This window comes from Bradyrhizobium sp. SZCCHNR1017 (genome assembly GCF_032381375.1).
In the GTDB taxonomy this organism is placed as follows: Bacteria; Pseudomonadota; Alphaproteobacteria; order Rhizobiales; family Xanthobacteraceae; genus Bradyrhizobium.
Genome location: NZ_JAUHIR010000002.1, coordinates 420,268 through 443,881 on the forward strand (window position 1 = coordinate 420,268; position 23,614 = coordinate 443,881).

The window sequence follows — 23,614 nt, forward strand, 5'->3', positions numbered from 1 at the left end:
AGGCGGCGGCGCGCCGATGCGCTTCGGCTCAGATCTTCTGCCCTGCCGGCCCGACGCCGACGTTGATCATGATCCGCTGCACTTCGGTGCGGCCCTGCGGGAACTTGACCTCGAGCGTCACCGTGTCGGTGCCGGCGAAGTCGGCCTTCGACTGATAGAAGGCGATGAAGCCCGGCACTTCCAGGGCGAGGCACTGCTTGTAGTTGGTGGCGCTGACCTTGCCGCGCTTGATCGTGACGGTGCCGTTGCCGGGCGGCGACACAAGGCGGATGGCGGGAAGGGGCCCGGATGAGCAGTCGGGCTGGACGTTGAGATAGATGCCGACCTGGATCGGCTTGCCGGCGACGCCCTTGGCGTTGCGCTCGACCGTGGTCTGAGCGGGACCGGGCGCGGGAGCAGGCGTCTGAGCTTGCGCCGAGGCTGCGGTGGCCGCCGCCAGCAGCGCCGCGACGGCTATTCCCGCGAACGCTCCCCGCCATTCTCCTCGCAACAGGTTCATCACCGTCCTCAGCCCCGCATTGTCCCTCAGCGTCGCCAGATTGCCGTATTCGAGCTGATCGTTCAACGGATTGCCGAACTTGCGGCCGACTTCAGCAAACTTCCTTCACGTCCGCCATAGCATCGCCCGCGCGGTGTCATCGGATGGGTCCGATGACGTCATGACTGTTTCCCGCTGTTGCCATCCGTGTCTGCGCAACTCGTCCGCCTCGAGGAATGCGCGGAGTGGACGACATTGGAACGCAGTCATCGGGCTGACATCGATGCCCTTCGGGCGATCGCTGTCGTCATCGTCATTCTCTTCCATCTGAGGATCACCGGCTTCGAGGCCGGCTATGCCGGCGTCGACATCTTCTTCGTCATCTCCGGCTATCTCATCACTGGGCAGATCCTGCGCGATGTCGCCGCGCGGCGCTTCTCGCTGTCGGACTTCTATCTGCGGCGGGCACGGCGCATCCTGCCGGCGCTGGTTGTGACCATTGCGGCCACGTTCGCGGTCGGCTGGCTGTTCCTGTCGCCGGAAGCCCTGCGCCAGCTCGCCAAGGAGGCGACACACGGCCTGCTCTCGATCGCAAACATCCAATATTGGCGCGAGGCCAGCGCCTATTTCGCGCCGAGCGCGGATCAGTTGCCGCTGCTGCACCTGTGGTCGCTGTCGGCGGAGGTTCAATTCTACGCGCTGGCGCCGCTGCTGCTGATGTGGCTCGGCACGCGCCGGCATGTGTTCGGTGCCATTGCCGCGATCGGGTTGTTGTCCCTTGCCGCGGCCACACTCTGGTCATCGCGCGATCCGGACGCCGTGTTCTTCCTGACGCCGTTCCGGGTGTTCGAATTCGCCCTCGGCGCGCTCGCCATTCCGCTCGAGGCCCGGCTGGCAGCGTCGCCGCGCGCACGCTCTCTCGCCGCCGCCTGCGGCGACGTTCTGTTGTTCGGCAGCCTTCTCCTCATCGGCTGCTATCAATTCCAGGCAGGCGTCGCCGCGCTGCTGCCCTGCATCGCCACAGCCGTCATCATCGCGGCCAATGCCCCGACGTCGCTGGTGATGGCTCGCCCGGTTCGCGCCGTCGGCGCTGCGTCCTATTCGCTCTATCTCGTGCACTGGCCCGTGATCTTCTTCGTCCGCTTCATCTTCGGCGATGCGGCGCAGACCGCGGCGGGACTGGCGGCGCAGCTCGCGCTGATGGCGGTGCTGACCACGCTGATGTTCGTCATCGTCGAGCGGCCGCTGCGGCGGCTGCCGTGGCCGAGGGGCGCGCAGGTGGCGAGCTTTGCGACCGTGCTCATCGTCGGTGCCGCGCTCACCCATGTGACGTTCCGCGCCAATGGCGTCGTGTCGCGGCTGCCCGACGATCAGCTCGCGCTGTTCCAGCTGCAGGGCTTCGGCCTCAACAAATGCGGTCGCACCGTCGGCCGTCTGTGCGCGTTCGGCGATCTCGAGGGCACGCGCGGCGTCGAGCTGCTCGGCGATTCCTATGTCCAGCAATATGTCGCCGCGCTCGATGCGACGCTGAAGGCGCGCGGGATGATCGGGCACGTGTCCACCATGAGCGGATGTCCCACCCTCGCGGGGCTCACCGCCGAGGGACCTCGCGCCCAGGTCTGCGCCGAGCTGCGCGACAGCGAGCTGCCGCGGATCCGGCAGTCGCAGGCCGATTTCGTCGTGATCGGGCAGGCGTGGCAGCATTATCTCGACCTCGGCGAAGGGCCGGCAGCGCGCGCCCGCAACGCCGCGGTCGCCGGTCATCTCGCCGAGACCATCCGTCTGCTCGACCGGCCCGGCCGGCATTTCCTCGTCGTCGGCGGCCAGGTCCGTCCGGTGAATTGCGCCTTCGATCAATTGCGCATGCTGCCGGGGCCGCGCTGGCACGCGCCGGCCAAGCCGTGCGATGCCGTGCCGAAGAGCGAGGCGATCGCGACCAACCGCGTCATCGACGCCGTCCTGTCGGAGGCGATCAGGCCGCTCGCCAAGGTGACGCTGCTCAGGCCCTCGGAGGTCTATTGCGACCGGGATTGCCCGGTCGTGGAGGGGGGCGTGTGGTTGTTCCAGGATGCCGGTCATTTCACCGTGGCAGGGGCCCAGCGGATGGGCGAGCGCGCTGCGCCGGTGTTCGCGAGTTTCCTGTCGGACGATTAGGTGGCGCTATTCGCTGTCGGCTGCGGCGCTTGCGGCTGCGGCCAATGCCGGCGACGCCGCGACGATCCGTGCGCCTGCGAGCTCCGAGCCCTGCGCCGTGAGGTGACCATCGTCCCAGGCGAGCGGCGCGCCGTCGGAGGTCTGGAGCACGCAATCTCCCGCCGGACACAGCAGCGCGAGCGGCGACACGTATTCGGTCTGCGCCACGTCCGTCAGCCGCGTGCGCATGAAGTCGTCGACCTCGCCGAGCAGATCCAGCATGTGCCCGTCGGTCCCGACACCGAAGCGCTTCGCCGCGATGAGCAAATGCGGCAGCGGACGATCGAATTGCGGGCTCGGCCCGACCACCACCACCCTGCTGCCGGTGTCCGCAATCGCGTTGATCGTGGCGAGCAGGCTGGCCTGTGCGGCCGGCGTCATCGCGGTGCGTGTCCAATTGCCCGACAGCACGACGATGTCGGGCGTGAGCTCGCGCACCAGCCGAGGCAGCCGGCGGTTGAAATCCATGCAGGCGGCGGACTGGCCCGCTTCGGCGTGAGGGACGCATTGCGCAAGGCTGGCGCGCAGCAGCGAGGCCTGGGGCAGGGCTCGCGTCAGGCCATGGATGAGGTGAGCGGCGTGGCTGTCGCCCCACACCAGGATGCGCGGGCGCTGCCCTTTGGCAAGGCATGACGGCTGCAACGCCGCGAACGTCTGGCCCGGATCGAGGAAGCAGGTGCCGCTCTCGTAGGCGGACTTATGGTCGTAGCTGATGAATTCCGCCAGCGCCCGCTCCTGCGGCGAGAAGCGGGCGGGAAAGCCGGCAAGTCCGATGATCGAGAGCGAGGCCAGCAGCACGACCGATGCGCTCGCGACCAGCGCGCGCGCCGCGATCGGCGACTGCGCACGCCTCGCCGGCTGCTCGATCAGATGGAAGCTCGTCAGCGCCAGCACGGTGCAGGCTCCGAGCAGCGCCAGCTTGTCCGCGATCGAGCTCGGCGGACCCCAGACCGCCGTCGCCAGCGAGACGACGGGCCAGTGCCAGAGATAGAGCGAGTAGGACCACAGCCCGATTGTGATCATCGGTTTGACCGCGGTCAGCACGGCCTTGCTCGGGGGCGGATTGGCCCAGATCACGGCGGCGGCGCCGAGGCACGGCAGCAGCGCGGCCGTGCCGGGATAGGGCGTGTGCGGCGAGAACAGGTTGACGGCGGCGCCGAGCGCGATCCAGCCCAGCGCGGCCACCGTGATCCTGAGCCATTGGCTTTGCGGCGCCGGCAGGGCTTCCACGGCCAGCAGCGCGCCGAGCGCGAGCTCCCAGACCCGGGCCGGCAACAGAAAGAACGCGGCGGCGGGCTGCAGCCGGGTCTGGATCACGCAGAGCAGGAACGAGGTCGCGCAGACCGTGGCGAAGCTCGCAAGCATCAGCGACCGCCGCAGCGCGAAGGCGGCGAGCGCCAGCGTGGGAAACAGCAGATAATACTGCTCCTCCACCCCGAGCGACCAGGTGTGCAGCAGCGGCTTGGTGATGGCGGCGGCGTCGAAATAGCCCTGCTGCGACCACAGCAGGATGTTGGAGCAGAAGACGAGGACGGCCAGCGCCTGCTGCGCCACGGACACCGCATCCCGCGGCAACAGGATCACGCTGGCGCCGAGCAGGGTCACGCACAGCATCGCGAAGGCGGCGGGCAGGATGCGCCGGGCACGGCGCCGGTAGAACGCGGCGAACGAGAAGGTTCCGGTCCGCACCTCCGCATGAATGATCCGCGTGATCAGGAAGCCCGAGATGACGAAGAACATGTCGACGCCGACATAGCCGCTGCGAAACGGCGAGATGTCGTAGTGGAACGCGATCACCGAGATCACTGCGAAGCCGCGCAGGCAGTCGATGTCGGGACGATAGTCGGTTGCGCTCAAGGGGGCTGTCCGGACGCTCGCATCTGGCGGCGGCCGTCAATGCCCGACGGTCACTGCACGCAGGCGACCCTGGTAGGCTCCGATTGCAACCGCATTGAGGGATTCCTGCGGCACCGTTGGTCGTGCAGACAGGACACAATGCCATCGAATTGACACCGCAGCGGGAATCCGCGGCTTGCCTTCACAGACTTGCCTCAATGGCGTGATGGCCTTGTCGGAGTTCATGCGTCGAGCGAGCGTGTCATGCGTACATTGGGGCGGAAGGCCGGCCGGGCCGGATTGTTGTGCGGCGTTGTTCTATTTCAGGTTGCGGTTGGCGTTTCGCTTGCGCGAAGCGCCGAGCCGGGCGGCTCCTCACCATCCGCAGGCGAGGTGGCCAAGGATCAGGGCAAGGAGAGCGGGCCGTTCGGCGGATGCGAGCCGATCGGGTTGACGGCATCGGGCGAGCTGGTGTTCCCGCTGGAATGCAAGAAGCTGATCAAGAAGCCGGCTGAGGCGCCGGTCGCCGAGGACAAGACCCCAGCCGACGACAAGACCGCGTCGGTCAATCCCGCGCCGTCCGTTCCGAGCCAGGCGGCCAGCGCCGACATTTCGGCCGGTCCCGAGGTCAAGCCTGCCGCGGCTGCGGAGGCGGTTGCGACGACACCCGCCGCGTCGGCTGAGCCGAAGCAGGCCGCAGTTGCGGACAAGCAGGATGCGGCTCAGAAGGTCGCCGTAGCAGAGCCAGCCGCCGGCAAGCCCTCCCTGACCAAGCCGTCCGTGAAATCGCCATCGGCGCTGGCGCCAGCGACCAAGCCGCCCTCTGCCAGGTCGTCCTCTTCCAAGCCGTCCTCTTCCAAGCCGTCCTCTGCCCAGCCGTCATCTGCCAAGCCGTCCTCTGCCAAGACGGCCGCGGCCAATCCGCCTGGGACGACGCCATCGCCAGCCGGCGCCTCATCGGGCAAGCCGTCGTCCGGCAAGGCGGCCCAGGCGCAGGCCGTTGTGGTCGCCGCCAGGGATGCAGCGGTCAAGGATGCCGGCAGAACATCGCGCATGGTCGCCAGCCGGCCGATGATCGTGATCGCGAGGCCCGCCACCGCAACCACGGCCTCGGCCCGGCTGCAGGCGGAGGGCAGGCCGCGACTGCGCACCGCGGGACTGCCGGCCTGCGTCCAATTCCGCAGCTATAATCCGGCGACGCACAGCTATCGCGGCTTCGATGGCCACATCTATGCCTGCCGGTGAGGGCTGACGCTCGAGGGCCGGTTTAGTCTGGAGGGTGGCGAGTGACGTGACAGCCTGCCGCCCAAGGGCGGCAGCGAAGTCGGGCGGCGCGGCGCCGGAGCTGCTATAGAAGGTGAGTCCTCATCTCCGTTCCTCGCCTCGGTTGCTTCCGATTCGACATGGCAGAGCCTCAGTCCGACCTGTTCGAGATGCGCCGGCTGGAATCGCTCTCCAACACCATCTTCGGTGTTGCGATGACGCTTCTCGCCTACGACCTGCCGAAGCCCAATTTCGCGCATATGCCGGGTTGGATCGACCTGGTGCATACCTATTCCGGGCGGCTTGCCGGGCTGGTCCTCAGCTTCATCATCGCCGGCGTGTTCTGGATCAGCCACCACCGGCGGCTGGCCCGGCAGCCGTTCGCGGGCCGGCCCGTGGTCATCCTGAATCTGTTCTTCCTGTTGTCGATCGTGCTGCTGCCGGTCACCAACGGGCTCTACGGCGGCTACAGGCTGAGCAGCGCGGTGGCCGTCCTCTATGGCCTGCATCTGACCATCATTGCGTCGCTGAACGCCGCGCTGTGGTGGCTCGCGCTTCCAAGCGGCCGCCATGCCGAGATCGCCGGCGCGATCTTTCCCGTCATCGTGTTCGTGCCGGGCATCGTGATCGCAGCGCTTGCACCGGAGTACGTGCAGTATTTCTGGATGCTCGGCTTCGGCGGCTTCCTGGCGCGGCGGTTCGTCCGCAGCCCGGCGCCGTCGGCCGGCGAGCAGGCGGAGTTGCCATAAAAAAAGACGCGGCGGGCCGTGAGACCCGCCGCGCTTCCGTTCTTGAACTCGCTGGTCCAGGGCCGAGACCGCCCCGTTGCCGAGCCGCGATGGCGCAATCCGCTGACGAATCACGCCCTCAAACGTCGCTCATGAAGAGCCGCTCAGCGGGCGATCCCAGCGAGGTGACAGCGCTTGGTGAAAGACACTGGATCACCTCCTTTCGTTGTTGATGGTGACGCCAATATAGGACGGTCCGGGCGGCGAGGGTAGGGGGGCCGATTACGGAACCGGCCGCCCCCAGGGTGCCGCGCCGCGGTCTCGAGGTCGCGCGCTGCGATCGCTTCGGGCCGTTCCATCAGGCCGGATCCGGGACCCATCCGCTTCGAAACCTCGCCCCGAAGAGGTTGAGACCCGCCGCGGACCATGTTAGGGAACGCCCAATGCGGGTGTAGCTCAATGGTAGAGCAGCAGCCTTCCAAGCTGAATACGAGGGTTCGATTCCCTTCACCCGCTCCAACGATTTCAGGCACTTGTCGCGCCGTCAGCTTTCCATTCGGACAAGCAGGCTGATGCTCATTCGGACAAATGTCCTTCCTTTGTTCGAGCTGCCCACCGCTTTTTGGCGCCGTTGACGATCTGCCGCGTCGTGCGCTTGGTGTACTTTGGCAGCACCTTCACCGTCGTGTGCCGGCCCTGTGCCAGCATCTCGCGGTCAGTCAGTTCGGCGTCGCCACCTTCAGTAAAGCCGCCATGCCGGAACGATGTGAACGACAATTCATCGCGAAGGCCAGCAGCACGGATGACTTCTTTGACCTTGCGGCTCACGTGCGTGAAATCCGGCTGATCCGGCTTCGGCCATGTCGGCCATGGTCCGCGCTCGCCCCAATCCCGGCACAGCATTAGGCCGCCGATGCGGTCGCGTTTGATGGCGTCGAGCTCCGCCATCAACTCGGGATAAACCGGTGCACCTGTATCGTCGAACAGCGGTATCCAGTCCTTCTGCCTAGTCTTCTCATCGATGATGCGGACCATACTCGGGCGCCCTTTCGGGCGTTAATGCGACACGTCGAAAGTCGCAAAGACGTCTGTCTCGCGCTGGAGCCATTCCCAGCCGATCAGGGCAGCGGTCGTCGGTCAGTGCCGTATCGATGATCGTGTCCCCAAGCGTGGTGTAGCTGGCGGCCCACCGCGTTCGCCGGCTGGAGCCGGGCCTGTCAGCTGGCGATAGCCGTGAGGCTGACGTTCGGATCATCGCTCAATGGCGCGATGGTTTCCAGCGTCATGTAGCGGGCGCGTTGGACCGCCCATTCATCGTTCTGTTCGAGCAGGACAGCTCCGATGAGGCGGACGATAGCGTCCTCATTGGGGAAGATGCCGACCACCTCGGTGCGCCGTTTGATCTCGCCGTTGAGGCGTTCGATCGGATTGGTGGAGTGCAACTTGGTCCGATGCTGCGGCGGGAACGTCATGTAGGCAAGCACGTCGGTCTCGGCCTCGTCGAGGAAGCCGGCAAGCTTGGGCAGCTTGGGACGGAGCTGATCGGCGACCTTGCGCCATTGGGTGCGAGCGGCCTCGGCATCGTCCTGGGCAAAGGCCGTGGCGATGAAGGCGGAGACCACGCGCCGTCCGCTCTTGCCGGCATGAGCCAGCACGTTCCGCATGAAGTGGACGCGGCAGCGTTGCCAGCTGGCGTTGAGCACCTTGGTCACGGTGGCCTTGATGCCCTCGTGGGCGTCGGACACCACCAGCTTGACGCCGCGCAAGCCGCGGCGGGCCAGCTTGCGCAGGAAGGCGGTCCAGAACGTCTCGGCCTCGGACGGCCCGATGTCCATGCCGAGAACCTCGCGCCGGCCGTCGCTGTTGACGCCGACTGCAACGATCACCGCGACGGAGACGATGCGCCCCTGCTGGCGCACCTTCACATAGGTGGCGTCGATCCAAAGATAGGGCCAGTCACCCTCGATTGGACGGCCGAGGAAGGCCTTCACTTTGTCGTCGATCTCGCCGCACAACCGACTGACCTGGCTCTTGGAGATGCCGGTCATGCCCATCGCCTGCACCAGATCGTCGACCGAACGGGTCGAGACGCCCTGAACGTAAGCCTCCTGAACCACGGCGGTGAGCGCCTTCTCGGCCATGCGCCGCGGCTCCAGGAAGCCGGGGAAATAGGAGCCCTTGCGCAGCTTTGGGATGCGCAGCTCCACCGCACCGGCGCGGGTCTCCCAGATCCGGTCGCGGTAGCCATTGCGCTGGGCCAGACGTTCGGGGCTCTTCTCGCCATAGGCAGCCCCGGTCTGGCTCTCGACCTCCAGCTCCATCAGGCGCTGGGCCGCAAAGCCGATCATCTCGCGCAGCAGATCGGCGTCTGGGGTCTTCTCTACCAGCGTGCGCAGGTTCATCATGTCTTCGGTCATCGGTGGTTCCTCGGTTGCGTTGGCGTGTCGCAACCCGATCCTACCGGAGAACTGCCGGTGACCACCGCAAAGCCGCCCGCCCGCTACGGCGCTATTTGGGAGCGCGCGTCCGGGCGGCTTTGCTCCACCGAGCTACACCACCTCCGGGGACACGACCGTATCGATTGCGGTGAGGCGCTTCTCGCCCAGTCGCTTGCCATCTTTCAGGACGTAGCCGCCGACAAGCTTGAATCCGACCTCGTGATTACGCTTGGACTTAGGATCGAGCTTGGCGTAGCGGCGATCAGAGCGGTATTCGGCAAACATCCAATCGAGCGTTCCGACCGCATTGGGAGGCGACGCTGCCAAGGCCTTGCCGCCGGTCCGCCACGCGCGCCACCCGTAGATTCGCTTCTTCTGGACTCATCTACAAGGGCAATTTGCGGGCTTCAGTCTGTGGTCTTCGCGTACCCGCCAATCAAAGCAGGTCGGAGGACTTGTTCATCTGGAAATACTGCAATTTGCGATGCCTAAGCAAAATAGTCGTCGAAGGCACATCGTACAATTGGATGCTGCGGCAAGCAAAAAGGAAGGATCACCGACATTTTTCGCATTCGGCAATCTTGTCGATTTTCACCCTGCCGAATTTGCAGAACCTTCAGCAAGAGCCCCGCGGGGCGGTGCCGTTTGGCTGCCGAATTTATTGTTGCTTGTTCACCAAAGGTCGAACCTGTAACCAGACCGTTATGAGCGGGAGGAGATTGAATAGGTTTATTGATTTTGCAGCATTTTTGCCCAATGTTGATAGCGCCTGTCGCGGTTTGTTCAGTTCGTTTCTGGTGCGAAACTGGTGCGGCCGCGTTCGGAGGCATCGCCCTTTAAGGCAAGGCGGTTCGATAGGGGGAAGGGCAACGGCAAGCCGCTTGCCTTACACGCCGCTTCGATGAAGAGCCGAGCGGCTCAGGCGTACCAGTAAATTCGCTCGATAGCCGTACCCAATTGGGTTCGGTCGGCCTCAATTGAGCTCGGACACCGTCCTTCTCGAGCGATTTTGTGCGTTCCTTCAGCCCGATCCGCGATTGCAGTCCGGGTAGCCGTACCATGATGTAATATTTGCGCGCGCTGGTGTTTTATGGCCAAGCATCGCCGGCAAACAGCCCATCCAAAACGTGGATGGTCGGCTTTTGTCCACCATGAGTATTCCGGAAGTCACGACGAGCCATCCGCCGAAGTTAAAAGTCGGAGTTATGCTTGAAACTGTAAAGTCCGCGATCGATATCGACGTAGACGCCGCGCAAAACTCAGAAGACCGTCAACCCGATCCTCGTGTCGGCGATCTCGGGCGCAATTTTATGGCACCGATTTTCTGCACCGTGGAAATGCTTCCCAATAACCAGCAGTTCTTTGGAGGCATCTTTTCAAATTTGCGAGTTGGTAAGGCGCGCCTCGCGACCGCTTGAGCAGTCGTTCCCCTTAAGCAGCCCGCAGCGCCTGGCGGAAAGCGTTTGCGCCGGATACATGGCGACGGGGCCGTCATTGACCATGTATCTCAGTTGCGCATGGCGATGGCGTGCCGCTACACCGCGAACCCCGCCCCGCCCCACGCGTCTCGGTCGCGGCGACCTCAGAAGCGCGCCAATTTGCAGGGCGCGAAGCGGCTTCCTCAGTCGGTCCTGGTTACATACTCGACCGGGAGATGCTTGAACGGCTTGCGGTGCTCACGCGATACGGCCCCGCCAATGATGATCCTGGAAAACGCATGGAGGTCGGCGAAGAAGGCCGGCTTCAGGCTGTCGAGCTTGCTCGCATCGGCGACCAGAATGCTTTCGATCGCCGTTGCGATGGCCGCCTGCTTGACCGCCGTCTCATGAAAGTTCGAGCAGCTCGCGCCCCTATTCGCATGTACGCCGCCCGCCGAGATGAAGGCCTTGTTGATGCCGAGCTTGCGCAAATAGGACAGGCCTTCCTCCGATGAGAAGGATTGCGACGAGGGATGATAGAGCCCGCCCATCAGCATCAGCTGCGTGGCAGGACGTCGCGTCGCCAGCGCCGCCACGTTCATCGAATAGCAGATCACTGAGAGGGACATCGTCGAACGCAGTGTAGCGAATCATAGCGAGGAAACGGATCAGTGTAGCAAGGGTGCCGCCGGCGACAGATCGGGAGGGCTCCGCAGTTTTGATAGTTGGAGACTGAGGGCTTGGTCCGCGCTCTGTTCCGGGACGCAGGGGCTAGCCGAAGGCCTGACTGACGACGCCGTAGATCTTCGGTTGGTCGTTGCCGCGCAGGAAGGCACCCTTCACGTCGTTCCGCAGCGACATCGTGGTGACGGCATCGAAGAGAGCGAGCCCCGACCGCGCGAGAAAGTCGCGGAACTCTCCTGTCGCTCGATGAGTGTCGAGCCTGAGGAACTGGCCTTCGTGAGCTGCCACGTGCGGCGCCAACACGGCGATCGCGTCGCTGTCGCAGGATGCGACCACCGGCCCCGCGACATGTCCGCGTCCGAACCGCCGGCACATCGCGAACGTCTCCAGCCGCCCCGCGCGAAACAGCCCAAAGCTGCGCGACTGGTGAAACAGTCCGGTCATCAGCCCGGCTCGCCGGACGCCATAAGCAGCCGCGTCGAGTTCGATCAGCGCCGGCAGGTCTGCCTCCATCAGCACGCGAATATTTCCCGCTTCGGCCGGCGCCGCGTCCGAGGCAATCGCCTCACCTTGACACTGAAACAGAGTCTGCTCACGCTTGAAATCGAGAGATCGGTAGAGGCGATAGGCGGCGCGCGTGGCGTTGAGGCGCAGCGTCCGACCGCCGCATTCGGCCATCACCCGATGCATCAGCCATTGCCCGGTGCCAAGGGCCTGCAGCCGCGGCGAGGTGATGACCATCCCAACCGCAGCAAAGCCGTCGCTGTAGGGAAACCACATGGCGGATCCGAGGGCCCGACCGATCTCATCGAGCGCGACGACGCCGCGGCCGATGCTGCGCATGAATTGCCAATCCTCCGCCCGATGGGGCCATTGGACGGCGATCGACAAGGCGAGCAACTGCGCGAGGTCGACCCTGTCGATGTCGGCGAGGCGCATCTCGAACACGTCGGCGATTCGCGATTCCACGTCCGGATTGTCCATGCACGCTGTCCCTGTCTTCGTTCCGCCCGCCACGCGTCACCCAGCCTCGATGAGGTCGAGAGCGAGCATGCTGTCGTCACCTCCGCATATTGAGGCGTCTGCGGGCGAACTTCGCAACATTCTTCTCAATCCTGCCCTGTATTCGGCACGTAACGCAGGCCGCGACCGCCATGATCGGAGGCGCGACGAGCCAGATCGGCCGCTGGGATGACCGCATGACCTTGTTGTTCAACTCCGATGCCACGCGCGGCGCGATCTTTCGCGAGGTGCTTGCGCGTGAGATTCCGGATCTTCCGTTCGAAATCAATCCGGCGCAGGTCGATGCCGATGAAGTCCGCTACATGATTACCTGGCTGGTGCCGCCGGACCTCGGCGCCTATCGCAATATCGAGATCCTGTTCTCGATCGGCGCCGGCATCGATCAGTTCAACGCCGCGTCGGTGCCGGCGAGCGTCAAGATCGTCCGCATGGTCGAGGACGGCATCGTCAGGATGATGCAGGAATACGTGACGCTGGCCGTGCTGGCGCTGCACCGGAATTGGACCGTCTATCTCGATCATCAGCGGCAGCAGCTCTGGCGCGCTATCCCGCAGCCGCAGGCACATGTGCGGCGCATCGGCGTGCTCGGCCTCGGGCTGCTCGGCCGGGCGGTGCTGGAGCGGCTCAAGCCGTTCGGCTTTCCGCTCTCGGGCTGGAGCCGCAGCCGGCACGCGATCGACGGCGTGACTACGTACCATGGCGCCGACGGCCTCGATGCGATGCTCGCGGTGACAGACATCTTGGTCTGCCTGCTGCCGCTGACGGAGGAGACGCGCGGCCTGCTCAATGCCGAACTGCTCGCCAAGCTCCCGCGAGGTGCTTCGCTGGTGCAGACCGGCCGCGGCGCGCAGCTCGACCAGGCGGCGTTGCTCGGAGCACTTGACTCCGGGCATCTCGCGGGCGCCGTGCTTGATGTGACCGATCCCGAGCCGCTGCCGACGGATCACCCGTTGTGGCGGCATCCGCGCGTCCTGATCACGCCGCATGTCGCCAGCGTCACGCAGCCGGAAACAGCGGCGCTCGCGGTCGCCGCGAACATCAAGCGACACCGCGCCGGGCTCGATCTGGTTGGCCTCGTCGACCGCAGCCGCGGCTACTGATCGCGGTCGCGCCGTCACGGCTCAGCGGATCCAGTCCAGGGTCTTGTAATACGCGCCGACGAACGGCAGGAACCAGGGCTTGCCGTAATGGCCTGGCACGACCGGCCAGCCGGCGTCCTTCATCGGATTGCGGTCGGGCCGGCCGAGCATCGCATCGGCCATGATCATGCCGAGATGGGTCGAGAGCTGCGCGCCGTGACCCGAATAGCCCATCGCGTACCACAGCCCGCCCTGGCGACCGGCGCGCGGATAACGGTCGGCGGTCATGTCGACGAGGCCGCCCCAGCAATAGTCGATGTCGATGCCGGCAAGCTGCGGGAACATCCGCTCCATCGCCGCGCGCAGGATCGCGCCGCTCCTCGCATCGGACTGCTGATCCGATGTCGCCGAGAAGCGCGCGCGGCCGCCGAAGATCAGGCGATTGTCCGGCGACAGGCGGAAGTAGTTGCCGATGTTCATGGAGGTGACGTAGGTGCGGTGGCCCGGCAGCACCGAGGCCGCCTCGGCCTCCGTCAGCGGCCGCGTCGCGATGATGAAGCTGCCGACGGCAATGATGCGGCGGCGGAAATAGCTGAAGCTCGCCGGCGTGGTGGCGCCGGTGGCGAGCAGCACCTGCTCGGCGCTCACCGTCCCCTTGGCCGTGGTGAGGCGAAAGTGCTTGGTGTCCTGCACCCGTTCAGTGACGGCGGCTTGCTCGACAATGACGGCGCCGCGGCGGCTCGCGGCAGAGGCGAGGCCCGCGGCGAAGCAGCCCATGTGCATCATCGCGCTCTTCTTGAACAGCATGCCGCCGTGAAAGGGCGAGCCGATCTCGGATTTCAGCTCGGCCGGCGAGAGCAGCGCCGTGTCGGGATCGACCTCGCGGTGGATCGCTTCGAAGTTCGTTGCGATCCCCGCGAAATGGCCAGGCTTGGACGCCAGCTTGAGCTTGCCGGAGCGGCGGAAACCGCAAGCGATGTCTTCTTCCGCGATCAGGCGCTCGAGCGTGTCGATCGACTCGTCGAACGCTTTGTAGAGCGCGATCGCGCGCCGGGTGCCGAGCTCGGCCTTCGCGGCCGGATAGCTGTGCGCCAGCCCGTTGTTGAGATGCCCGCCATTGCGTCCCGACGCGCCCGAGCCGACCTGATCGGCTTCGAGCACGATCACCTTGGCGCCGGCCTTGGCGAGCTGCAGTGCCGCGCCGAGCCCGGTGAAGCCGCCGCCGATCACCGCGACGTCGTAACGCCCCTCCACGGGCCCGCTATGGCCGCCGGCAAATGCGGTCGCCGTGTCGCGCCAGTAGGAGACATATTTCATCGCGGGCACTCTGCTTACAGGCCGAACACGCCGGGCAGCTCGGAAATGGTCTTGATCTCGGTGTAGCCGTAATAGGGATTGGCCGGCTCGTGGCCGCGGTTGACCCAGACCTTGTTGGTGATGCCGAGATCGTGCGCGGTCATCAGGTCGTAGCGGAATGAGGAGGAGCAGTGCGTGATGTCCTCGGGGCCGCAGCCGAGCATGTCGAACATGTATTCGAAGGCGCGCATCCGCGGTTTGTAGGCCTGCGCCTGTTCCGCCGTGAACACGGCATGGAACGGCGCGCCGAGCCTGACGACGTTCGAGGGGATCTGCACGTTCATGGCGTTGGAGAGGATGACCAGCGGGATCTCCTTGGCCACCTTGGCGAGACCCGCCGGTACGTCCGGATGTGGACCCCAGGTCGGCACGCGCTGATACACCATCTTGGCATCCTCGGGCTTGAAGGGGATGCCGATCTTGCGGCAGCTGCGCGCCAGGGCGTTGCTGACGACCTCGGCATAGGGCTTCCACGCGCCGAGGACTTCATCGAGGCGGTAGGCCGAGAAGACCTTCACGAACTCCGTCATCGCCGACTCGGAGAGCTGTGCGCTGTAGAGATCGCGTGCGGCCTCGGCCATCTCGAAATTGATCAGCGTGCCGTGGCAGTCGAAGGTCACGTATTTCGGGCGAAAGCGGCTCATGGATCCTCATGCCGGTCGTGGTCTCGACGTCCGATGATAGGCCGCCCCGCCAGCATAAGATGCGGCTTTGCCCCGGTTCGGCGGCGGAAGATGTTGTCGGCATCATCGCCTTCAGACGATCTGCCGGGGGCCGCTCGCCCAGACTCCGGTGCAGATGGGAGTGCATGACATGACGTCCGACGCCGCGAGCTTCAGAGCTTTCAGCGGGGAGCACCTGGATGCAGCGACGCGGCTGTCGCAGCAGGTCCGCTGGCCGCATCGTCGCGAGGACTGGCAGATGGCGCTTGCGCTGAGCAAGGGCTGCGTGGCGGTCGCGGCGGACGGTCGCGTGATCGGCACCGTGCTGATGACGCCGTATGGCCAGGATGCCGGGACCATCAACATGGTCATTGTCGACGAGGCGGAGCGGGGGAAGGGGCTCGGACGGTGCCTGATGCAGCAGGCGATGGCGCTCGCCGGTGAGCGGCGGTTGCAGCTCGTCGCGACAGAAGATGGACTGCAGCTCTATGAGAAGCTCGGCTTCCGCCGCAGCGGTGAGATCGTGCAGCATCAGGGACATCTCGCGGAAGCTGTCGCGCAGCCCGACGCCGTGCGTGCGGCCACGCCCGACGACATCGCCGTCATCACGGCACTCGACATCGCGGCCTTTGGCGCGGATCGCCGCGACCTGATAGCCCATATCGCATCCATCGGAGAGTTCGCGGTGTTGGAGCGCCAGGGCCGTGCGGCGGGGTTCGCCGCGCTGCGTCACTTCGGCCGCGGTCTCGTGATTGGCCCCGTGGTCGCTTTCAGTAGCGAGGACGCCAAGTCGCTCGTCGCGCATTTCCTCGCTGGGCGACAGGGCAAGTTCATCCGCGTCGACACCGGCAGCGAGACGGGACTCGCACCATGGCTGGGCGGCTTGGGCCTCGATCATGTCGGCGGCGGCATCGTCATGCTTAGGCCGGCCGCTGGTCACACGAGGCGGCGCGCCCCGACATCATTTGCCTTGGCCAGCCAGGCGTTCGGCTGAACCGGAGATCATCATGCTCAGCAACTCGCTCATCGAACTCGATCGCGCCCATCTGGTGCATCCGGTCGCGTCCTATCGCGGACACGAGGCCGCCGGCGCGCGGGTCCTGAAATCCGCCAAGGGTGCGATCGTGACCGATGCCTCGGGCCATCAATGGGTCGACGGCTTCGCCGGGCTGTGGTGCGTCAATGCCGGCTATGGCCATGAGAGCATCGTCGAGGCGGCGGCGCGGCAGATGCGCGAGCTGCCTTATGCCACTGGCTATTTCAGCCTCGCCTCGGAGCCGGCCATCCGGCTCGCGGCAGCGCTCGCCGAGCGCGCGCCGGGTGATCTCAACCACGTCTATTTCACGCTTGGCGGCTCGGACGCCGTCGACAGCACGGTCCGCTTCATCCATTACTATTGGCACGCGAGGGGGCAGCCGCAGCGCGATCAGTTCATCACGCTGCAGCAGGGCTATCACGGCTCGTCGACGGTCGGTGCAGGACTCACGGCGCTGCCGGCCTTCCACGCCAATTTCGGCGTGCCACTGAACTGGCAGCACAAGATCCCGTCGCACTATTCGTACCGCAACCCCGTTGGCAGCGATCCCGACGCCGTCATCGCGGCCTCGCTCGCGGCCCTCGAAGCCAAGATTGCCGAGGTCGGCGGTCCCGAACGGGTGGCCGCGTTCTATGCCGAGCCGATCCAGGGCTCGGGCGGCGTGCTGGTGCCGCCGGACGACTGGATGAAGGCGATGCGCGAGCGCTGCCGGCGGCACGGCATCCTGTTCGTCGCCGACGAGGTGATCACCGGCTTCGGTCGTACCGGACCGCTGTTCGCCTGCACAGATGACGACATCGTCCCGGACTTCATGACCGTCGCGAAGGGTCTGACCTCCGGCTACGTCCCAATGGGCGCGGTGCTGATGTCCGATCATGTCTATGGCGTTATTGCCGATGGCGCAGGTTCTTCGGCCGTTGGGCACGGCTATACCTATTCGGCGCATCCGGTGAGCGCGGCGGTCGGCCTTGCCGTGCTTGATCTCTATGAGAATGGCTTGCTGGAGAATGGCCGGCGGGCGGGTGCGCGGCTGATGGCGGGCCTGCGCGCGCTGCAGGACCATCCGTTGGTGGGCGAGGTGCGCGGCCGTGGCCTGCTGGCGGCCATCGAGCTCGTGACCGACAAGGAGAAGAAGACGCCGCTGCCGGCGAGCGCCGAGCCGTCGCGCCGCATCTTCGATCGCGCCTGGGCCAACGGCCTCGTCATCCGTGCCTTCCCGACAGGGGTGCTCGGCTACGCGCCGCCGCTGTGCTGCAGCGACGCGGACATCGATGCCATCCTCGAACGCACCGCACGGACGCTGGATCAGACCCTGGCCGATCCGGACGTCCGCGAGGCCATGGCGTGAAGGTGGGCACGGGCATATCGGTGCGTGTGCAGCAGGGCCGATATGTCGGCGGCTCCTCCTATTCGCAATTTTCTGCCGTCGGGTCCTCGCAATTCGGAAGTTTTCGCCGGAACCCGGCTTCACACTAGGACCGATGACGCGGAAGGGCCTCACAGAATGACCAAGCTCGATCTTGCTCAATTCAGGTACCTGACCTTCGACGTGGTCGGCACGCTGATCGACTTCGAAAGCGGGATCGTCTCGAGCCTCGGTGAGATCGCGGCGGAAGCAAACAAGGCAATCGACGGTGAGCAGGCGCTGAGCCTGTACCGCGCGGCACGCTACGCGGCGGACGCCGACCGCTTTCCGGATGATCTCGTCCGGGTCTATGACATCATCGCACCACAACTCGATCTGCCCAGGCAGACCGCGCTCGGCGAGCGCTTCCGCGACTCCGCCGCACGCTGGAAGGCCTTCCCGGACAGCGCCGCCGCCATGGCGCGTCTCGCCCGGCGCTACAAGCTGATCGCGATGACCAATGCGCGGCGCTGGGCACTGGATCATTTCGAGCGCGAGCTGGGCTCGCCGTTCTACGCGAGCTTCACGGTCGACGACACCGGGACGGAGAAGCCGGATCCCGCCTTCTTCACTCAGGTGTTCGATTTCATCGAACGTGACGGCGGCTCGACGTCACAGATCCTGCATGTGGCGCAGAGCCAGTATCACGACATCGGCATCTCCCGGCAGCTCGGCGTCATCAATTGCTGGATCGAGCGGCGCCACGACAAGCAGGGCTATGGCGGCACCATCGCGCCGGCGTCCTTCACCAAGCCGGATTTCCACTTCCATTCGATGGCCGAGCTGGCCGACGCGGTGGACCAGGTGCCTGCCAAATGATGTGCGACTGACGATTTTCATTCTGCCGGATCGAACAGGGGACGGATGACATGAGCAAAGGGATCAACAACTGGACTCCGAGTGACGATGTGCTGGTCGAGGCGGCAATCCGGCGCGGCGCCTCGCGCCGGGATCTCCTGAAGATGATGCTCGCCAATGGCGTCGCGCTCGCTGCCGGCAGCACCATGCTCGGTCGCGCCGAGCGCGCATTCGCGGCCACGCCGAAGAAGGGCGGCTCGATCAAGGCCGCGGGCTGGTCCACCTCGACGGCCGACACGCTCGATCCGGCCAAGGCGTCCTTCTCGACCGACTATGTGCGCTGCTGCTCGTTCTACAATCGGCTCACCACGCTCGATAAGAGCGGCGCGGCGCAGATGGAGCTCGCCGAATCCGTCGAGTCCCAGGATGCGCAGACCTGGACCGTGAAGCTCAAGAAGGGCGTCACCTTCCACGACGGCAAGCTGCTGACGGCCGACGACGTCGTGTTCTCGCTGAAGCGGCATCTCGACAAGGCGACAGGCTCCAAGGTCGCCAAGATCGCGGCGCAGATGACCGGCTTCAAGGCGGTCGACAAGACCACCGTCGAGATCACGCTGGCGAGCCCCAACGCCGACCTGCCGATGATCCTGGCGCTGCATCACTTCATGATCGTCGCCGACGGCACCACCGATTTCTCCAAGGGCAACGGCACCGGCGCCTTCGTCCGCGAGGCCTTCGAGCCGGGCGTCCGCTCCATCGGCGTGCGCAACAAGAACTATTTCAAGGACGGCCCCTATCTCGATCAGATCGAGTTCATCGCGATCACGGAGGAGAATGCGCGCGTCAACGCGCTGCTCTCCGGCGACATCCAGCTCGCCGCCAGCATCAACCCGCGCTCGCTCCGGCTGATCGAGGGCAAGGAGGGGATCGCGCTGTCGAAATCGACGACCGGCAACTACACTGACCTCAACATTCGCCTCGACATGGCGCCGGGCAACAAGAAGGACTTCATCGATGGCATGAAGCACCTCGTCAACCGCGAGCAGATCGTCAAGTCGGTGCTGCGTGGCTTCGGCGTCGTCGGCAACGACCAGCCGGTTTCTCCGGCGAATTTCTTCCACAACCCCGACCTCAAGCCGAAGCCGTTCGATCCGGACAAGGCGAAATCGCTGTTCCAGAAGGCCGGCGTGCTCGGCACGTCGATCCCGGTCGTGACCTCGGAAGCGGCGAATTCGGCAATCGAGATGGCCATGGTGATCCAGGCCTCGGCGGCGGCGATCGGCCTGACGCTGGACGTGCAGCGCGTTCCCTCGGACGGCTATTGGGACAATTACTGGCTGAAGGCGCCGGTCCATTTCGGCAACATCAATCCGCGCCCGACGCCGGACATCCTGTTCTCGCTGCTCTATGCCTCCGAGGCGCCGTGGAACGAGAGCCGCTTCAAGTCCGAGAAGTTCGACAAAGTGATGCTCGAGGCGCGCGGCCTGCTCGACCAAGCCAAGCGCAAGCAGATGTATGCCGAGATGCAGGCGATGATCGCGGAGGAGGCGGGCACCATCATTCCGGCCTACATCTCCAATATCGATGCCACCTCGTCGAGGCTGAAGGGCTTGGAGCCCAGCCCGCTCGGCGGCATGATGGGATATGCCTTCGCCGAATATGTCTGGCTCGATTCGTGAATGCTGTCTGAGTCGCGTGGCGCCGGTCACTCGGGTCGGCGCCACGATGACCATGATCTGATCAGGCTCGCGGACCCAAAGTTTGAAACATCGGATCGCATCCCTCATCCTGGCCCGGCTGGCGATCGCGCTGGTCACCGCGATCATTGTCTCATTCGCCGTCTTCTTCGCCACCGCGATGCTGCCGGGCGACACCGCGACCATCCTGCTCGGCCAGGCCGCGACCCCCGAGGCGGTCGAGGGGCTGCGCAAGGCGATGCATCTCGATGATCCCGCCATTTTCCGTTTCCTGCGCTGGCTGGCCGGCGTCGTGCAGGGCGATCTCGGCGTGTCATATGCCAACAACATGCCAGTCGCGAAGCTGATCGGCGGGCGCCTCGTCAACACCCTCAAGCTCGCCGGCCTCACCGCGACCGTCGCGGTACCGCTGGCGCTGACGCTCGGCATCACCGCGGCGATGCTGCGCAACACGCTGTATGATCGCTGTCTGACCATCGCCGTCATCGGCATCGTGTCGGTGCCGGAGTTCATGATCGCGACCCTCGCTGTGCTTTTGTTCGCTGTCTATCTTAATTGGCTGCCGGCGGTGTCCTTCATCAGCGAGATCCGCACCGCCTCTGATTTCGCCCGCGCCTATGCGATGCCGGTCGTGACGTTAACCATAGTGATCTCGGCGCAGATGATCCGGATGAGCCGGGCGGCCGTGATCGAGACCTTGAACACGCCCTATGTCGAGATGGCGCTCTTGAAGGGCGCCTCGCGCGGCCGTCTGGTGCTCCGCCATGCGCTGCCCAATGCGCTGGGCCCGATCGTGAATGCGGTGGCCTTGTCATTGTCCTATCTCCTGGGTGGCGTCATCATCATCGAGACCGTCTTCAACTATCCCGGCATCGCCAAGCTGATGGTCGACGCGGTGTCGACCCGCGACCTGCCGCTGATCCAGAGCTGCGCCATCATCTTCTGCTTCGGCTTCCTGCTGCTGACCACCACGGCCGACATCATCGCCATCCTGTCCAATCCGAGGCTGCGATGACGAGCGCCGCGAAATCCGCCTCGCGAACCCCGCGCTTCGGTTACCGCATCAACGCTGTCGGGGTTGCCGGGGCGCTGATCGTGGCGTTCTGGATCGTCGTGGCGTTCGTCGCGCCCTCCATCATTCCGCATCCGATCGGCGACATCGTCGACACCGATTATTTCGGCCCCATGAGCCGCGAGCTGTGGCTGGGCTCCGACTATCTCGGACGCGACATGACCTCGCGCATCCTGATGGGCGCGCGCTATACGCTCGGCATTTCGGTGGCCTCCGTGATCATCGCCGGCGTGTCGGGCGTCACGCTCGGCATGATTGCGGCGATCACCGGCGGGGTCGTCGACATGGTGCTGAGCCGGCTGCTCGACGCGTTGAGCTCGATTCCGAGCAAGCTGTTCAGCCTCGTCGTCGTCGCCGCGGTCGGCTCGTCGATCCCGGTGCTGATCGTGACCATGGCGGTGATCTACATTCCCGGCGCCTACCGCTTCGCCCGCGCGCTCGCGGTCAACATCAACACTATGGATTTCGTCACGGTGGCTCGGATCCGCGGCGAGAGCCTGTTCTATTTGATCCGCGCCGAGATCCTGCCCAACATCATCGGCCCGGTGCTGGTCGATCTTGGCCTGCGCTTCGTGTTCATCGTGCTGCTGCTGTCCGGAATGTCCTTTCTCGGCCTGGGCGTGCGGCCGCCTTATGCCGATTGGGGCGCGCTGGTGCGCGAGAACATCGGCGGGCTGCCCTATGCCGCGCCGGCCGTGATCTTCCCGTCGCTGGCGATCGCAAGCCTCACCATCGCCGTCAATCTCCTGATCGACAATCTGCCGACCAAGATCCGCGACCGGGAGGCGTCGTAGATGACGAGCCTGGTGCAGATCCGCGATCTTCGCGTCGAGGCGACCACCGATTCCGGCCGCACTATCGAGATCATCAGGGGCGTCGATCTCGACATCGCCGAAGGCGAGATCGTCGCGCTGATCGGCGAGAGCGGCTCCGGCAAGACCACCATCGCGATGAGCCTGATGGGCTATGCGCGGGCCGGCTGCCAGATCGTCGGCGGCTCGGTCACGGTCGATGGCGTCGACATGGTGACACTCTCGGAGAAGGACAAGGCGGCCGTGCGCGGCGCCAAGATCGCCTATGTGCCGCAGAGCGCCGCCGCGGCGTTCAATCCGGCAATCCGCATCATGGATCAGGTCATCGAGGTCGTGCGCATCCACGGCGTGATGCCGGTGGAGGAGGCGCGCAGCAAGGCCGCGGCGCTGTTCCGTGCGCTGTCGCTGCCCAACCCCGACACGATCGGCGAGCGCTATCCGCACCAGGTGTCCGGCGGCCAGCTGCAGCGGCTCGCCGCGGCGATGGCGCTGATCGCGAGCCCGAAGGTGCTGATCTTCGACGAGCCGACAACGGCGCTCGACGTCACCACCCAGGTCGAGGTGCTGCGCGCGTTCAAGTCGGTGATCTCGGCGCATCGCATCGCCGGCATCTACGTGTCGCATGATCTCGCCGTCGTCGCCCAGATCGCCGACCGCATCGTCGTGCTGCGCAATGGCGAGGTGCAGGAGAGCGGGACGACCGCCGACATTCTCGAGCGCGCGCGGCACCCCTATACGCGCCAGCTGCTCGCCGCCATCGCGCCGCATCATGAACCGCGAGCGGAGGCGTCCGTGGCGGCCGAGGCATTGCTCGAAGTGCACGAGGTGTCGGTCGGCTACGGTCCGCTGCGCTCGGACGGCCTGCCCGCGATCGTGGCCGTCGAGAACGTCAGCCTGCGCGTCGCGCGCGGACGCAATCTCGGCATCATCGGCGAATCCGGCTGCGGCAAGTCGACGCTCGCCCGCGCCATCGCCGGCATCCTGCCGCCGTTTGCGGGCGGCGTCGTGTTCGACGGCCGCGAGCTCGGGCGCAGCGCGCGCAGCCGCGATGCGGACCAGCTCCGCCAGGTGCAGATCGTGTTCCAGCATGCCGACACGGCGCTGAACCCGGCGCATACGGTCGAGGACATTCTGGGGCGGCCGCTGACATTCTATCACGGCATGCCGCGCCAGCACCGCAGCGCCCGCATCGATCAGCTGCTCGACATGGTGAAGCTGCCCCGCAGCCTGCGGCTGCGCCGTCCGGGCGAGCTCTCGGGGGGACAGAAGCAGCGCGTCAACTTCGCCCGCGCGCTGGCCGCCGATCCCAAGCTCATCATCTGCGACGAGATCACCTCCGCGCTCGACACCGTCGTCGCCGCGGCGGTCATCGATCTGCTCAAGGAGCTGCAGCGCGAGCTCGATCTCGCTTATGTCTTCATCAGCCACGATCTGTCGGTGGTCGAGGCGATCTGCGACGATATCGTCGTGATGTATCGCGGCCGCAAGATCGAGCAAATCACGCCCGAGGCCATGGCGCGGCCGGAGCATCCCTACACGAAGCTCCTGCTGTCGTCGGTGCCGAAGCTCGATCCCGCCTGGCTCGACAATCTGCGCCAGGATCCCGAGCAGGTCCGCGAATACTGCCAGCGCTGAC

Annotated in this window: 21 protein-coding genes and 1 tRNA gene; 13 read left to right on the forward strand and 9 right to left on the reverse strand. The window is 65.5% G+C overall.

Features of this window, described 5'->3' with window-relative positions:
- Window positions 1–28: 28 nt before the first annotated feature.
- Complete coding sequence (locus tag QW863_RS07495; RefSeq protein ID WP_315714971.1) at window positions 29–499, reverse strand: hypothetical protein; 471 nt, start codon at window positions 497–499, stop codon at window positions 29–31.
- A gap of 234 nt (window positions 500–733) precedes the next feature.
- On the opposite strand from QW863_RS07495, the gene QW863_RS07500 reads away from it, so the two are divergent.
- On the forward strand, window positions 734–2,632 hold the full coding sequence (locus QW863_RS07500) for an acyltransferase family protein (protein WP_315714630.1): 1,899 nt from the start codon (window positions 734–736) through the stop codon (window positions 2,630–2,632).
- 6 nt (window positions 2,633–2,638) lie between these two features.
- On the opposite strand, the gene QW863_RS07505 is transcribed toward QW863_RS07500, so the two are convergent.
- Complete coding sequence (locus QW863_RS07505; RefSeq protein ID WP_315714629.1) at window positions 2,639–4,528, reverse strand: acyltransferase family protein; 1,890 nt, start codon at window positions 4,526–4,528, stop codon at window positions 2,639–2,641.
- Between the two features lie 372 nt (window positions 4,529–4,900).
- Here QW863_RS07505 and QW863_RS07510 point away from each other — a divergent pair, with 372 nt between their 5' ends.
- The 3 genes from QW863_RS07510 to QW863_RS07520 all read left to right on the forward strand — a co-directional run bounded on the left by QW863_RS07510 (window position 4,901) and on the right by QW863_RS07520 (window position 7,017).
- Window positions 4,901–5,752 (forward strand): hypothetical protein, encoded by an 852-nt coding sequence (locus QW863_RS07510; RefSeq protein ID WP_315714628.1) that lies wholly within the window; start codon window positions 4,901–4,903, stop codon window positions 5,750–5,752.
- Window positions 5,753–5,910: 158 nt separating this feature from the next.
- Complete coding sequence (locus QW863_RS07515) at window positions 5,911–6,519, forward strand: TMEM175 family protein (protein WP_315714627.1); 609 nt, start codon at window positions 5,911–5,913, stop codon at window positions 6,517–6,519.
- A gap of 424 nt (window positions 6,520–6,943) precedes the next feature.
- Window positions 6,944–7,017 (forward strand) — tRNA-Gly (locus QW863_RS07520).
- A gap of 57 nt (window positions 7,018–7,074) precedes the next feature.
- Here QW863_RS07520 and QW863_RS07525 read toward each other — a convergent pair.
- From QW863_RS07525 to QW863_RS07535, 3 genes are all read right to left on the reverse strand, one after another.
- Entirely contained in the window at window positions 7,075–7,533 is a 459-nt protein-coding gene (locus QW863_RS07525) for a hypothetical protein (RefSeq protein ID WP_315714626.1), read from the reverse strand.
- A 182-nt stretch (window positions 7,534–7,715) separates the two neighbouring features.
- On the reverse strand, window positions 7,716–8,915 hold the full coding sequence (locus tag QW863_RS07530; protein ID WP_315714240.1) for an IS256 family transposase: 1,200 nt from the start codon (window positions 8,913–8,915) through the stop codon (window positions 7,716–7,718).
- A 132-nt stretch (window positions 8,916–9,047) separates the two neighbouring features.
- Window positions 9,048–9,221 carry a hypothetical protein gene (locus QW863_RS07535; protein WP_315767524.1) on the reverse strand — a complete coding sequence of 58 codons (174 nt, stop codon included), beginning with the start codon at window positions 9,219–9,221 and terminating at the stop codon, window positions 9,048–9,050.
- An 866-nt stretch (window positions 9,222–10,087) separates the two neighbouring features.
- Between QW863_RS07535 and QW863_RS07540 the strand changes: the two genes are divergently transcribed.
- Complete coding sequence (locus tag QW863_RS07540; RefSeq protein ID WP_315714624.1) at window positions 10,088–10,354, forward strand: hypothetical protein; 267 nt, start codon at window positions 10,088–10,090, stop codon at window positions 10,352–10,354.
- Window positions 10,355–10,557: 203 nt separating this feature from the next.
- On the opposite strand, the gene QW863_RS07545 is transcribed toward QW863_RS07540, so the two are convergent.
- Together QW863_RS07545 and QW863_RS07550 are read right to left on the reverse strand one after the other, a co-directional pair.
- Window positions 10,558–10,995, reverse strand: coding sequence for a DeoR/GlpR family DNA-binding transcription regulator (locus QW863_RS07545; RefSeq protein WP_315714970.1), 438 nt, complete (start codon window positions 10,993–10,995; stop codon window positions 10,558–10,560).
- A 130-nt stretch (window positions 10,996–11,125) separates the two neighbouring features.
- On the reverse strand, window positions 11,126–12,022 hold the full coding sequence (locus QW863_RS07550) for a GNAT family N-acetyltransferase (protein ID WP_315714623.1): 897 nt from the start codon (window positions 12,020–12,022) through the stop codon (window positions 11,126–11,128).
- Between the two features lie 215 nt (window positions 12,023–12,237).
- Here QW863_RS07550 and QW863_RS07555 point away from each other — a divergent pair, with 215 nt between their 5' ends.
- Window positions 12,238–13,161 (forward strand): glyoxylate/hydroxypyruvate reductase A, encoded by a 924-nt coding sequence (locus QW863_RS07555; RefSeq protein ID WP_315714622.1) that lies wholly within the window; start codon window positions 12,238–12,240, stop codon window positions 13,159–13,161.
- Between the two features lie 21 nt (window positions 13,162–13,182).
- Here the strand turns inward: QW863_RS07555 and QW863_RS07560 are convergent, their stop codons facing one another.
- Both QW863_RS07560 and QW863_RS07565 read right to left on the reverse strand, forming a co-directional pair.
- Entirely contained in the window at window positions 13,183–14,457 is a 1,275-nt protein-coding gene (locus tag QW863_RS07560) for an FAD-binding oxidoreductase (protein WP_315714621.1), read from the reverse strand.
- Window positions 14,458–14,471: 14 nt separating this feature from the next.
- Window positions 14,472–15,140 (reverse strand): haloacid dehalogenase type II, encoded by a 669-nt coding sequence (locus QW863_RS07565; RefSeq protein WP_315714620.1) that lies wholly within the window; start codon window positions 15,138–15,140, stop codon window positions 14,472–14,474.
- Window positions 15,141–15,309: 169 nt separating this feature from the next.
- Between QW863_RS07565 and QW863_RS07570 the strand changes: the two genes are divergently transcribed.
- The 7 genes from QW863_RS07570 to QW863_RS07600 all read left to right on the forward strand — a co-directional run bounded on the left by QW863_RS07570 (window position 15,310) and on the right by QW863_RS07600 (window position 23,613).
- A complete protein-coding gene (locus QW863_RS07570) occupies window positions 15,310–16,152 on the forward strand; it encodes a GNAT family N-acetyltransferase (protein WP_315714619.1) in 843 nt (280 codons plus the stop codon).
- A gap of 13 nt (window positions 16,153–16,165) precedes the next feature.
- A complete protein-coding gene (locus QW863_RS07575; protein ID WP_315714618.1) occupies window positions 16,166–17,542 on the forward strand; it encodes an aspartate aminotransferase family protein in 1,377 nt (458 codons plus the stop codon).
- 156 nt (window positions 17,543–17,698) lie between these two features.
- Window positions 17,699–18,418 (forward strand): HAD-IA family hydrolase, encoded by a 720-nt coding sequence (locus QW863_RS07580; RefSeq protein ID WP_315714617.1) that lies wholly within the window; start codon window positions 17,699–17,701, stop codon window positions 18,416–18,418.
- A 50-nt stretch (window positions 18,419–18,468) separates the two neighbouring features.
- Complete coding sequence (locus tag QW863_RS07585) at window positions 18,469–20,076, forward strand: ABC transporter substrate-binding protein (RefSeq protein ID WP_315714616.1); 1,608 nt, start codon at window positions 18,469–18,471, stop codon at window positions 20,074–20,076.
- A gap of 82 nt (window positions 20,077–20,158) precedes the next feature.
- Window positions 20,159–21,109: an ABC transporter permease gene (locus tag QW863_RS07590; RefSeq protein ID WP_315714615.1), complete on the forward strand. Its 951-nt coding sequence runs from the start codon at window positions 20,159–20,161 to the stop codon at window positions 21,107–21,109.
- Window positions 21,106–21,960 (forward strand): ABC transporter permease, encoded by an 855-nt coding sequence (locus tag QW863_RS07595; protein WP_315714614.1) that lies wholly within the window; start codon window positions 21,106–21,108, stop codon window positions 21,958–21,960. The genes QW863_RS07590 and QW863_RS07595 overlap by 4 nt, the downstream gene beginning before the upstream one ends.
- The gene (locus tag QW863_RS07600) at window positions 21,961–23,613 is read left to right on the forward strand and encodes an ABC transporter ATP-binding protein (RefSeq protein ID WP_315714613.1); all 1,653 of its coding nucleotides are present in this window, start codon (window positions 21,961–21,963) and stop codon (window positions 23,611–23,613) included.
- The last annotated feature ends 1 nt before the right edge of the window (window position 23,614 follow it).